This window comes from Paenibacillus sp. FSL M7-0896 (assembly GCF_037975415.1).
In the GTDB taxonomy this organism is placed as follows: domain Bacteria; phylum Bacillota; class Bacilli; order Paenibacillales; family Paenibacillaceae; genus Paenibacillus_AQ; species Paenibacillus_AQ silagei.
Genome location: NZ_CP150250.1, coordinates 7,220,421 through 7,232,944, shown reverse-complemented (window position 1 = coordinate 7,232,944; position 12,524 = coordinate 7,220,421). Strand labels below are relative to the sequence as shown.

Sequence of the window (12,524 nt, the reverse complement as noted above, 5' to 3'; positions counted from 1 at the left end):
AACTGGGCGTTTGCCGTTACTAGGACAGATCTCCCAACATAGACATAAGCTGATGAGGAATGCTTATGTCATGTGTAGGGATGGTGTAATATAGATGGCACAAAAGTTGAAAAAGAAAAGTACGCGGTTAACCGGAAGGATCGTTATTCCAGGCAATCCGTCGTACAATACGGCTAGAATGGAGTTCAATAGGCGCTTCTCTAAATTTCCAAGGGTCATTGTTTTTTGCCAACGAACTCAGGATGTGATCAACGCAGTCAAATGGGCACGTGAGCGGGGCATACGGCTGCGGGTACGTAGTGGACGGCATAGCTATGAAGCCTTCTCGGCTGTAAGTGGCGGTATTATTATCGATGTGAGCGAGATGAATAAGGTTAAGGTTGATCGGAAAAACAGAGTGGCCATTGTCCAAACGGGTAATCCGCTTGCCCGTGTGTACAAAAAACTGTGGAATAAGCGGGTGGCAATTCCGGCGGGGACTGCTCCGGATGTAGGCGTAGCTGGGCTTACCCTTGGAGGGGGCATTGGACTACTTTCCCGTAAATTTGGACTTACGTGCGATAACTTGAAGCAAGTGAAGATGGTCGTAGCTTCGGGGCGATATGGGGCAAAGACGATTGTGGCAAACAGGAAAAAGCATTCCGATCTGTTGTGGGCATCACGAGGCGGAGGGGGAGGGAACTTTGGTGCTGCTACAGAATATACATTTCGGGTTAGACCGATTTCATCAGTTTCTATATACAGTATTACGTGGAAATGGCGTGATCTTGAGAAGGTGTTCCCGGCATGGCAACGCTGGGCCCCATCTGTCACGAACCGTCTAACCTCAACCATCGAGGTGTCTGCCAAACAAGTGGGCACCATTGTATCTACCGGGCAATTGCTTGGCGGTGCAGAGGAGCTGCGCCGATTGATTAGACCGCTCTTGCGAGCAGGCACTCCGGTGAAGGTGAAGGTGAAGACAGTGCCTTTTATTGAAGCAACCAAATTTTTTGCCGAAGCGGACCTGAATTTGGAACCAAAGTTTAAAATAACCGGGGCCTACGGATTCCAACCATTGCCGCCTGAAGGAGTACGAATTATACGCGACTTTTTATCTAAAGCACCCAACAGGCACTCTAGCGTGTGGAGCCAGAGCTTAGGTGGTGCAGGAAGCGCGGTGAGTCGAGTATCGCCTGCTGAAACGGCCTATCCTCACCGGAAGGCTGAGACAATCTACGAACTGTCAGCCCGGTGGAGAAACAGCAGGGAGCAGGAGCGGAATATTCAGTGGGTGGAAAGGTTCCGCAGAGCGTTGCGTCCCTTTGTTAAAGGGGATTATGTGAATTTTCCCGATTTGGAGATTAAGAACTGGCCCAAGGCGTACTATGGCGAGAACTTTGGCCGATTGAAGCAGGTGAAGCGAAAGTACGATCCTCATAATGTGTTTCGTTTTGCTCAGAGTATTCCAGTCGGTAAACAGATCAGAAAATGACAATATGTTCTCCACGGTGAATTTGGAAAACTAATCAACAAAGATGCGGCTGGAGCGTAGTACACTAAATCCGGTCGTATCTTTGTTAACAATCATTAAGCAAACGGGCAGTTTTTTGGAGAAACCTGATATCATTAAGGAGCGGGACTGCTCAAAGTATGGGTTAAAGGAGATAAAATCATGAAGAAAAAGAAGATTGCTTGTTTACACGCCCACTATTCAAATATCCAGTATATTCAAAACGCTCTTACCTCTGATGAGTTGGAATTGGTTCATTTTGTGGATCCTGGTTTGATGAGTAGAATTACATCAGATAAAAATTTCGATGAAGGACAAGCCAAAAATAAAGTCATCGAACAAATAGAATGGATATCACAAGCAAATGTTGAGGCTATTCTTATCACATGTACTAATTATATTGCTCTTCTTGAAGAAAACCGGCTTCATACATCTATTCCTATAATAAAAATTGATGAGCCTTTCTTTAGTTCGGTCTGCAGTATTACAGAACCACAGGTTCTATTATTCACTAATCCAGCAACCGTCGCAGGGACAATGAGCAGGCTTAATGAATTTGCTTCTATACAGGATAAGCCAATTCATATTGAGGCACGTGTCATAGAGAATACATTTGAGCTAATCATGCAAGGTAAAAATGAGCAATACGTTGAAGAATTATCAAAGTACATAAAGGGGATATTTGCATCAGAAAAAAACAAGAAAATTTCTGTTGCACAATTATCTATGGTGGAATCAGCCGTTAAAGTTGAGCAAGAGTTAAATGTGAAAATCGGGAATCCGTTGGATTCACTGATAATACATTTCGAGAGCTTGTTGCTCAACTAACGGGGAATGTGAACGTTAGGCAGACAACATTAAACCGATCAAAATCCTTAGTGGACTTTGATCGGTTTATTCTGTATTTTTCCGAAGAAAAATCGAACGAAATATTCTTTATTCCCCAATATATAGTGTAAGACCGAAGGGAGGGGTGATGAATGGAGCATCCAAAAGAATATTCTCAGCTCATTATGCTTACGCTAGCCGGCAGTCGTGAAGCATTTAGTGAGCTATATGAAGCTACGATTAGGGATGTATATCAAACCGTTCATTTCCTCGTTCGCGAAACAACTGAGGTGGATGATATCGTTCAGGAGATTTATATTCAAATGCGCAGATCTCTTGACCATTTTGACATCAGCCGTCCCTTTAGACCTTGGCTTATGGGAATAACAGTGCGACAAATTCATGCCTACCGGAGAAAGAGATGGACGCATCTCCGAATTCTTAAGAAGGCAGAGCAGGTCAATTTGGTGGTGGAGCCTGAATTCACAAGTAAGATTGTCGACAAGATCTCTAACCACTCCTTGCTTGCTAGCGTAGATAGTCTTCCGTATAAGCTGAAGCAGGTGATTATTCTGCATTATTTAAATGAATTATCGCAGGAAGAAAGTGCTGCAATCCTTGAGATCCCTCTGGGTACCGTGAAATCCCGTATTCATGCTGCACTGCGCAAGCTTCGTCAGAAGCCAGAGAATCAGACTCTTTTTAAGGGAAAGGTGGAGGATCTGCATGAATTTCAATGAAAAGCTGCGAACAGTTCTGCAGGAAGAGGCCAGAAATTTAAATGCCCCACCGGAACTGAAGGAGAGAATACTAAATCAGACCGTAACCGGACAAGGGGGAAGACGAATGAAAAAGAAGTGGATCGTAGCAGGCGTTTTGGCAGCTACTTTATTAATTCCTACTGGAGCGTTTGCCGGATATCATTATCTGGCGGATAGTATGTATGGTTCGAAAGAAGCAGCTGCTACGATTGGCCTAAGCCAGCAGAAATATGAGGAGTTTGGGGCCAAGCTTCAGAGGTTGAAGCATAATTTTAGCGAGGAAGAAGCTGCCACGGTTATGTCCTTATTGAAGGAATTAGGCGATTACAATCTGCTGGCGGCAGATTCCAAGGGGAGTTTTCACATAGAACGGCTTAATGCAGAAGATCAGAAGGCTTACAAGAAATTACTGGTGGAGCTTGAACCGTATTTCAAGAAAATGAACGAAACGGATAAATCCAAGGCAAAGGCATCTGGCACAGATCGTGGCGCTTTCTGGGATAGCTTGCTTGAGAAGGCTGAACAGAGGCTTACAGAACAGGAGTATAGGGAGCTTGAACCCATAATAAATGAGTTGAAAAGCTATGATGCCAAGGTAACTGATGCAGACGGAAGTGTTCATATGGATCGGTTGTCGACAGAAGAAATACAAAAGCAAGAGAAGTTATTGGAGGCGCTCACTCCTTACGTTGATAAGATAGACAAAATGATGAAACCGAGCTCTTAACCCTTACTCTCTCAGTATGGTTTAAAAATCAGTCATTATGATCCAAAACTCGCAGAAGCTTTATTTACCAGCAAACCGACCATAGAGCAGGGTAGGTCGGGAGGGTGCGTAAATGGGCTTTTGCGAGTTTTTTGTGCTACAAAATTTCTTAGCAAAAAACTACATGAAGCCGATAGATAAAGAAGAAGAAATGAGTAGGAGAGGGATACTCTTGGCTAATTTTTCATGGAATCACCAAATGAAAATGAAGTACATCTTTTTATTCCTGGGGTTACTATTAGTTGTTCTATCAGGCTCACGCTTATTATGGATGGAGTTGTTTGGCGGTTTACAACAGGATTCGATAAAAAACGGGGAACTCCATTTGCGTAATTGGAATGCAGAAGACGGGCAGATTGTTTTGCTTGACGGGGAATGGGAATTGTATTCCTCACATTGGTTCAAGGATAGCAAAAAGCAGCAGGGCTTGGCTTTGAGTGAGCCAAGGATGATTCAAGTTCCAGGGGGATGGAATCAAGCTGTGCATCCCGGGACCTCTACTCCATATGGATTTGGCTCGTACCGCTTACGAATATATGTGAATCCGCAGCAGGATCTCAACTATAGTATTCGTGTGCCAAGTATACGCACTTCGTCGGAAGTATACGTAAACGGCCGGTTACTGGCTAAATCCGGGCGGGTAGCGGATTCGGAAGAAGCCTCTATCGCTAAGAATCTTCCGTATTCTACAACCTTTAGGGCCGATAAAGATGGTGTAATCGAATTGGTAATTCAAGCGTCCAATTATGTGGATAGCCGGAGCGGTGGCATTGTCCGGTCTATTAAATTCGGGACAGAAGAAGCAATTACCCAGGAGATGAAACTTTCGGTATCTATGCAGGTTCTGACAACGGTTATCTTTCTGATCCATTCTGCCTATGCGTTTATATTATTTGTATTGGGTAACAAGCAGACAAAGTTGCTGTATTTCTCTTTACTGACATTCTCTTTCACACTAAGCGGTGCGTTAAGCAGTGATGAGAAGCTGTTCCATCAAATCATTTATATCGGCAACGTATGGGATTTCCGGCTATCCAATGTAGCTTTTTTAGTTGGAGCCTATGCATTATTGGAGTGTACGAATCATCGCGAACTAGCTCTTTGGCACAGAATATATCCTGTATTTAGGGCACTGATCTTGGGGACCGCAGGGATTACGCTATTGTTGGATACATATCAGTTAACCAGCATCTTCCCTGTGTATAATCTGCTAGGCGGTACTGCTGGAGTCGTTGCAACGATTGCGATCTGTAGAACAGTGGTCAAGGATATGAGAGGGAATCTGTTATTGTTGTTCTCCATCCTTGCGTTGATCCATCATGTGATCTGGATGCTCTTCTGGCGGGAGGGCGGTTATAATCTTCTCTATTATCCGTTTGATTTGATTATTTCAATGGGGTGTTTGGCCTCAGTATGGTTTAGGAATTATTTTAAAATGTACGAAAACACGAATGAGCTAGCAACAACCTTGCAAAGAATGAATGATCATAAGGATCAATTCCTGGCGAATGTTTCACATGAGTTCAAAAATCCGCTGCACAGCATGCTCAACCTATCACAATCTGTTATGAAACGGGAACAGCATGTAATGCAGGCAAGAAGCATCAAAGAGCTGGAAACTGTTTTTTCTGTAGGGCACCGGCTAACCTTGATATTAAACGATTTGATTGATGTGATGAGCCTGCGGGAAGGCAATCCCCGTATCAGCAAAAAGGTTATACCGATCCAGCCGATCGTGACGGGAGTCCTTGATATGCTGCAATTGAATGCAGAGGTGAAATCTATACAAATTACAAATCAAATTCCTGAAGATTTTCCTCTGGTCCATGCAGATGAGAACCGGATTATTCAGATCCTCTTCAATTTACTTCATAATGCTGTGAAATACACAAATGATGGAGTTATCTTGATTTCGGCTTATGTAAACGACGGGAGGGCTTATATCGTTGTTGCTGACACCGGAATTGGAATGGATGAGGACATGCTTAAATGCCTATTCCATCCATACGAGCAAGCCAACACAACGGAGACCATGATTGAAGGCGGCTTCGGGTTAGGGCTGAGTATAAGCAAACAACTGGCAGAGCTTCATGGGGGCACATTGGATGTAACCTCCATTAAAGGAGAAGGTTCGCAATTCAGCTTCTCTTTACAACTGGCAGGCTTGGAAGCGGAGGCGGAGAGTGCGCCGGCGAAATCTTTTGAACCGTTACCCATATCTGCTGTGGCAATTCAAGAACCTGTTCCAATGAACATGGACAACGCAAACCCCCTGAGTGATGAGACACCGGCAACGTTCTTCAAGATGGATTCCGACCGTCCGGTTCTATTAATTATTGATGATGATCCTGTTAACCTTCAAGTGCTTGAAGCCATACTGCCACCAGACGAATATGATACAACCATGGTAACCAGTGCCAGACAGGCGTTGGCTATTCTGGGTACGAAGGAATGGGATGTGGTAATCTCTGATATCATGATGCCGATGATGTCCGGATATGAACTGACACGAAGGATTCGTGAGCGATTTACCTTCACAGAGCTTCCTGTTCTGCTTCTTACTGCAAGAAGCCAGCCACAGGATATACATAGCGGTTTCCTGGCGGGAGCAAACGATTATGTGACGAAGCCGGTAGAAGCCATAGAACTTAAATTGCGGATACAGGCGCTAACGACGATTAAGCAATCCATTCGGGAACAGCTGCGACTAGAAACTGTATGGCTGCAAGCCCAAATTAAGCCTCATTTCTTGTTTAATGCTTTGAATGCTATATCAGCATTAACGGATATTAATCTGGAGAAGATGCGTGATTTGCTTGATGAATTCACTAATTATCTGCGAAACAAATTTAAATTCCAGAACATTGAAAGTCTTGTTCCGGTTGCAGAAGAGCTGAGTTTAGTGCGTTCTTATTTATATATTGAACAGGTGCGGTTTGAAGAGAGGCTGCAGGTGATTTGGGAGATTGATGATCACAGGTGCATCAAAGTCCCGTTTCTTACGATTCAGCCTCTCGTTGAGAATGCAATTAAACATGGAATCATGAAGCGCAAGCGTGGAGGCAGCATTGTCATACGTATTTCCTTCGTGGAGACCCGGGCAGAGATCACAGTTAAAGATGATGGGGTCGGAATGGATGAGGTTCAATTGCAGCGATTATTGGAAAGGCGTAAAAGCAGTAGTTCCGGCGTCGGATTAATCAATACGGATCAGCGCTTGAAGCGGCATTTCGGAACAGGCCTTCATATCACAAGCTCGCTGGATGCAGGGACAACGGTAACTTTTCACGTTCCGCTCAGCAGTAATGAATAACAATGATGAGATCGGCCGGAAGGATGAAGTGGTAACGGTACCGTCCTTTAAAAGGACGGCAAAGCCGTTTCCACTTGTACAGTTTAGTTTCGTACGAAGCGTTAATGTTATCCACCTTTCGTTATCCACGCGATTTAGACTTCGGCTTCTCCAACCGGCTACGTTCACGCATAGCGTTGATTTGTCTGGCATGTCTTTCGTCCCGGCGGCCTTGTCTCGTTCGGAGTTGGCTCAGCATAACGAGCAGGCCCAGGGTGCCGAGTACATAAGAGACGATGGGATTCACTTCATTCCACAGGTTAACCCCGGCCAGAAGTAATACTGCGCCAATGATGGTGGCAATTAACCGCTGTGTATTTTTATTCTGCGTCTCGATTAATTTTTGCTCGAGGGAGCTCGCCAGCTTGACCCTTAAGCCTCCGCTATCCATTTTATCGATTGCAGACATGAACTTCTTGGTCGTTGGAAGGATGTCTTTGAGCATATTCTTGCCATCCTCTACAACTTTGGAGATAACACTTCCCCGCAGATCCCTCCGCACCACCTGTTCCACATAAGGCTTAACCGTCCCGACCAGATCAAGGTCCGGGTCCAGTCCGGTACAGAGACCGTACACGGTGCCTATGGCTTTGCCCAGGAATGTGGTATTGGCAGGTAATTGAAAAGGCTGGGAGTAGAGGAAATGACGCAGTTCTTCCACATTGTCGCCTGACGTCACAAAACTCAGATCGAACGTATCGCCGTTGATTTGTTCGAATAATAACGTAAGATTCCTGGAGAAGACCTCCAGATCTACATTGCGTCTTAAAAATCTCAACCGGTTCAGGGCATCGATGGCACCGTGGGCGTCTTTTAAATATACGGCCAGCAGAAGGGCTACCATCTGGGTCTTCATATCACGGGCGATCCGCCCGACCATTCCAAAATCAATCAAGGCGATGGTGCCGTCAGGCTGCACGAGCACATTGCCCGGGTGCGGGTCTGCGTGAAACAAGCCATTCAATAAAATCTGTTCCACGAACATTTCGATCAGCGATGTTGCCAGTTGGGTCCGGTCTACCCCCCAAGCCTCGAGCTTGGCGAAATCATTGATTTTGACACCTTCCATAAACTCCATGGTCAGCACCTGCGATGTAGTACAGGACCAATGGATGTGCGGAATCACGACATCCTTCCGATGGGCTAGCTGCTGCTTGAACTCTTCGGCATTACGCCCTTCTTGCTGATAATCGAGCTCCTCCATAATAGTGTCATGAAACTCATCATACACGGCATCAAGGTCCATGAAGTCTGTAATCAGCTTCTGGCGCTTCAATAACGAAATAGCGACCTGAATGGATTTCCAATCAATCGCGATAATGTCCTCCACCCCGGGCCGCATCACCTTCACGGCGACTTGCTCACCTGTCCGTAAGGTGGCCCGGTGGACCTGTCCGAAGGATGCTGCTGCAATAGGAGTCTCGTTGAACTCAGCATACATCTTGCTGATGGATACCCCGAGTTCACGCTCTACCTTCTGCTGGATCTCGGAGAAATCTACGAATTCTACAGAATCCTGCAGCTTGGACAATTCTTCAATAACTTCCTTCGGCAGCATATCCACCTGCGCACTCACATGCTGCCCAAGCTTGATAATTAGCCCGCCCATATCCATGGCGGTAGTCGTGAAATACGCTGCCTGCTTGCGGTATAAGGCCCGTTGCTTCGCTGCAAAGCGCCGCCTTGACATCACAACCTTCAGCTTGCCCAGCCACCAGAAATCCCAGGCGAACTTGAAAATCATCCGCATGGTTCTTCTGAACCTTGCATCCTTCATTAATTTCAGGAATTCGCTCATACTTGTTCATCTACCACAGAGTTATCATGCTGCATCCCAAATCTCTCCTTCTAATCATCCATGAGCCTAATTGTATGATATTTCATACCAGACAGATATACAATTAAAGGCTTGGGCGGCTGGCTGCTGATGACTCAGGTTCGTCCCTGAATGCCCGGCGGCCGAGCAAGCCGACCACCAAAGCCAGCGATGTCAAAACCGCCGCCAGCAGATACAGGTTGACGATCCCGAACCGTTCGGCCAGTCCCGCCATGACCAGCAGCGAGATGCAGAACACCAGATGCAGCAGCGAGGCTTGCGCCGACAGCACCTTGGGCAGCATCTGCTTACTGGTGCTGCGCTGGATGAGGGTACGCCGGTTAATCACCGACAGCTCCGCGAACGGTCCCATCAGCAGGACAAGGACCAGTGCTATATACGGCTGGGTATTCAGAGCATACACCATGGTGAGCAGGCCATAGCCCGCCATACCGATGAGCATCGCCCCCAGATAACGGTTGCCGATGAGACGCACTGCCGACAGGACCAGCAGCCCGCCGCCGACCGTTCCTGCGAAATAGGCTGCGTTAATGAAGCCCCACCATTCTTCGCCTTGCTTCAGCGCCACCTGGACGAAGGCCAGCGTGAACGCACCGACCCAGACCGAGCCTCCAAGCATGTCGATGATGTCCATGAAGGTCAGCATCCGCAGGCGGGGCATACGCCAGATGACTTGCCAGCCTTCGGTCAAGGTCTTCCACTTCGAGGCGGATGGGGGTACCGGCTCCAAGCCCGCCGGCTGCCCCTGCATCTGAGCCATTGCTTCTGCTGGCTCTCTCACGCCAAGCGTAAATGCGGCCGCCAGCCCATAGATGGCCGCTGTCAGCAGCAGCGCCGGGCTGGGCCCAAGGAATGCGACCAATAGGCCGCTCAGTCCCCAGCCCGCAAACTGCACGACCTGATCGCTAACGCTGATCAGACCGTTAGCCTTAAGCAGCCCCTCCTCCCGCGTTACGAGCCGCGGCACCAGCGCATTACGGGCTGGAACGGTCCAGCCGTCGAGGAAGGACATGACGAAGACCAGAGCAAAGACAAGTGTGAGTGAAGCAGCCGCGCCGTTAAGCTGCAGATACAGAGCCAGCAGCACAAACAGCAGGAACTGGCCTGTCTGTGAGATCAGCAGCAGCGAGGGCAGCTTGATCCGGTTGATGAGCAGCGGCGCAATGAAGCCGCTCACCATCTGGGCCGAGCTGCGCATCAGCGGCATCAGGGCCGCCGAGACAAGGGAATCCGTCCGGTCCAGCACCAGCACTGTCAGGGCCATAATATACAAGACATCGGCAGCATTCGCTGCCGTCTGGGTCGTCCATAGATAATAGAAGGAACGTGTTAATAACCGTGGTCTCAAGAAATTCCGGGCCTCCATTTCTGCATCCATAACGTCAAATGTAAGATAAGGATAACAATAATGGAAATTTAAGATTTTGACAAACCTCACTAAGGGAATATGAAGCCGTTAGATTGTTCATTTAATATGACGGGTTAACGCCCAGAATATCAGAGCCAGAGCACTGGCCATTGCACCGAGCAGACACACTCCGTTCCAGCCCGAGTATGCATACATACTGGTAGATGCAATAGATCCGGTGGCGCTGCCAATCGAATAGAAGACCATATAACCGGCAGTAATTCTGCTGCGGGCTTCCGGGCGCAGATGAAGGATCATGCTCTGGTTGGTGACGTGTACGGCTTGTACGGCCAGGTCAAGAAGGATAATCCCAATGATTAACGCGAGCAGCGAATGCGGAGTATAACTGATTGGCAGCCATGAAAGAAGCAATAAAGTTAGCGCTACGCCGGTGGTCTTTTGCCCCAAACCCCGATCGGCCAGACGGCCTGCCCGCGCTGCTGCTAACGCCCCGGTAACTCCGGCGAGACCAAACGCTCCAATCGCGGTATGGGACAGAGACAGCGGCGGAGCGCTGAGCGGCAGCACCAGAGAAGTCCACAATATACTGAACGCGGCGAAAATCAGCAGGCATAACACAGCACGGACTCGCAGCAGCCGTTCTTGTGCGAATAGCGTGAACAGTGAACGGAGAAGCTGCGGATAGGATAAGGATTCTCTCCGGGGCTCAGATTGCGGCAGCACCCTGAACAATACACCTGCCATGATTAACGTGAGTCCTGCGGAGACAAGGTAGACCGAACGCCAACCGGCCAGATCCGTTAACGCGCCGGCGAATGTCCGCGCCAGTAGAATACCAATGACAATTCCGCTGGTCACCACACCCACCGTTCGTCCGCGTTCAGCCGGGGCAGCCAAGGTGGCTGCGAATGCAACAAGCGTCTGTGTCACTACCGCAAGCAGTCCGACCGTAGCTATGCCTATGAATAACACCATGCTGGTGGGGGCAGTGCCCACAACAACCAAAGCCAGCACGGATACCAGCATCTGTCCGGTAATCAGCCAGCGCCGACCCAGCAGATCGCCCAGCGGCACCAGCAACAGTAGTCCAAGGGCGTAACAAATCTGAGTCACTGTAATCACGATGCCGACGGAAGAATGCGTAATCCCGAATTCGCTGGAGATCGCGTCCAGTAAGGGCTGGGCGTAATAAATGTTGGCTACCGCCAGTCCGCAGGTGATGGCAAATAGGAGTGCAACCTTACGGGACATTGAAGATGCAGGCGTTGGCCCGGATGGTGCGGTAATGGCTTGCGGTTCTTTTACAAAGTTAACCAGAGATAACGCCTCCTTCGATATATGGATATAATAATATACTGAACGGTATGAAATAATTCCTGATAAATATACCGCTAACCAAAATTAATTGTCAAGGGGAAAGCGGGAAGAGTCGGATATAAATTGCTCTAATTGACAGGGGCTACTTAGTCAAATACAATCGTAATATACCATTCGATACGAAATGAGGGAGATCTATGGCCCGGCCGCGTGAATTTGATGAGGACAAGGCGCTGGATGCAGCGCTGCATGTATTTTGGGAAAGAGGGTTCGAGGCTGCCTCCTTAAGCGACTTAACCGCAAGAATGGGCATTCAGCGTCCAAGCCTATACTCTGCCTTTGGAGATAAAAAAGGATTATTTGAAGCTGCCTTGCGAAAATATACAAGTTCCCATGCCGCCTATGTCCGGGGCAGTCTGCACAAGCATTCTTCGGTGAAAGAGGCATTCCGTACTTTTTTTGAAGATGTGGTGTCCAAAGAATATGAGAAAAGCCCGAGCACGGGGTGCTTCTGCATCAATTCAATGGTGGAACTAGCTCCCCATGATGAGAAATTTGAGATCCTGACCAGGGAACATCAGATGTACCTCTCGGTCATCTTCCAGGAAACGATTGAACGGGGCTTGCGGTCAGGGGAGCTAGCTGCCGGGATTAATGCCAAGAATCTGGCGCAGACACTGGTCATTTCGTTAATAGGACTTACGGTGTTCCTGAAGTCCCGTCCTGACAGAGCAGTTGTTGATACTTTTGTAAAAGAGATACTTAACTTATTAACCATATCCTAATCAAAAGAGGAAAGGTG

At 47.8% G+C, this 12,524-nt stretch carries 9 protein-coding genes; 6 read left to right on the top strand and 3 right to left on the bottom strand.

Annotated features, from left to right (window positions below; all coding sequences use genetic code 11):
• Nucleotides 1–94: 94 nt before the first annotated feature.
• The 5 genes from MKY12_RS31360 to MKY12_RS31340 all read left to right on the top strand — a co-directional run bounded on the left by MKY12_RS31360 (nt 95) and on the right by MKY12_RS31340 (nt 7,160).
• Nucleotides 95–1,474, top strand: a complete 1,380-nt coding sequence (locus tag MKY12_RS31360; protein ID WP_339252495.1) for an FAD-binding oxidoreductase — start codon at nt 95–97, stop codon at nt 1,472–1,474.
• A gap of 177 nt (nt 1,475–1,651) precedes the next feature.
• The gene (locus MKY12_RS31355; protein ID WP_339257664.1) at nt 1,652–2,320 is read left to right on the top strand and encodes a hypothetical protein; all 669 of its coding nucleotides are present in this window, start codon (nt 1,652–1,654) and stop codon (nt 2,318–2,320) included.
• A gap of 152 nt (nt 2,321–2,472) precedes the next feature.
• Nucleotides 2,473–3,060 carry a sigma-70 family RNA polymerase sigma factor gene (locus MKY12_RS31350; protein ID WP_339252493.1) on the top strand — a complete coding sequence of 196 codons (588 nt, stop codon included), beginning with the start codon at nt 2,473–2,475 and terminating at the stop codon, nt 3,058–3,060.
• The gene (locus tag MKY12_RS31345; protein WP_339252491.1) at nt 3,047–3,808 is read left to right on the top strand and encodes a DUF3600 domain-containing protein; all 762 of its coding nucleotides are present in this window, start codon (nt 3,047–3,049) and stop codon (nt 3,806–3,808) included. Before MKY12_RS31350 ends, MKY12_RS31345 begins: the two co-directional genes overlap by 14 nt.
• Nucleotides 3,809–4,046: 238 nt before the next feature.
• Nucleotides 4,047–7,160 (top strand): ATP-binding protein, encoded by a 3,114-nt coding sequence (locus tag MKY12_RS31340; RefSeq protein ID WP_339257663.1) that lies wholly within the window; start codon nt 4,047–4,049, stop codon nt 7,158–7,160.
• A 121-nt stretch (nt 7,161–7,281) separates the two neighbouring features.
• On the opposite strand, the gene MKY12_RS31335 is transcribed toward MKY12_RS31340, so the two are convergent.
• The 3 genes from MKY12_RS31335 to MKY12_RS31325 form a co-directional block, all read right to left on the bottom strand.
• Entirely contained in the window at nt 7,282–8,997 is a 1,716-nt protein-coding gene (locus MKY12_RS31335; RefSeq protein ID WP_339252489.1) for an AarF/UbiB family protein, read from the bottom strand.
• A 103-nt stretch (nt 8,998–9,100) separates the two neighbouring features.
• Nucleotides 9,101–10,384: an MFS transporter gene (locus MKY12_RS31330; protein WP_339252487.1), complete on the bottom strand. Its 1,284-nt coding sequence runs from the start codon at nt 10,382–10,384 to the stop codon at nt 9,101–9,103.
• A 117-nt stretch (nt 10,385–10,501) separates the two neighbouring features.
• Complete coding sequence (locus tag MKY12_RS31325; RefSeq protein WP_339252485.1) at nt 10,502–11,656, bottom strand: MFS transporter; 1,155 nt, start codon at nt 11,654–11,656, stop codon at nt 10,502–10,504.
• Nucleotides 11,657–11,919: 263 nt separating this feature from the next.
• On the opposite strand from MKY12_RS31325, the gene MKY12_RS31320 reads away from it, so the two are divergent.
• Nucleotides 11,920–12,507: a TetR/AcrR family transcriptional regulator gene (locus tag MKY12_RS31320; protein ID WP_339252483.1), complete on the top strand. Its 588-nt coding sequence runs from the start codon at nt 11,920–11,922 to the stop codon at nt 12,505–12,507.
• Nucleotides 12,508–12,524: the final 17 nt, after the last annotated feature.

What these genes read in the sequence shown, in the direction of transcription:
- MKY12_RS31360 (WP_339252495.1), top strand. Translation starts at nt 95, where the DNA reads ATGGCACAAAAGTTGAAAAAGAAAAGTACGCGGTTAACCGGAAGGATC.
- MKY12_RS31350 (WP_339252493.1), top strand. Translation starts at nt 2,473, where the DNA reads ATGGAGCATCCAAAAGAATATTCTCAGCTCATTATGCTTACGCTAGCC.
- MKY12_RS31345 (WP_339252491.1), top strand. Translation starts at nt 3,047, where the DNA reads ATGAATTTCAATGAAAAGCTGCGAACAGTTCTGCAGGAAGAGGCCAGA.
- MKY12_RS31340 (WP_339257663.1), top strand. Translation starts at nt 4,047, where the DNA reads ATGAAAATGAAGTACATCTTTTTATTCCTGGGGTTACTATTAGTTGTT.
- MKY12_RS31335 (WP_339252489.1), bottom strand. Translation starts at nt 8,997, where the DNA reads ATGAGCGAATTCCTGAAATTAATGAAGGATGCAAGGTTCAGAAGAACC.
- MKY12_RS31325 (WP_339252485.1), bottom strand. Translation starts at nt 11,656, where the DNA reads ATGTCCCGTAAGGTTGCACTCCTATTTGCCATCACCTGCGGACTGGCG.
- MKY12_RS31320 (WP_339252483.1), top strand. Translation starts at nt 11,920, where the DNA reads ATGGCCCGGCCGCGTGAATTTGATGAGGACAAGGCGCTGGATGCAGCG.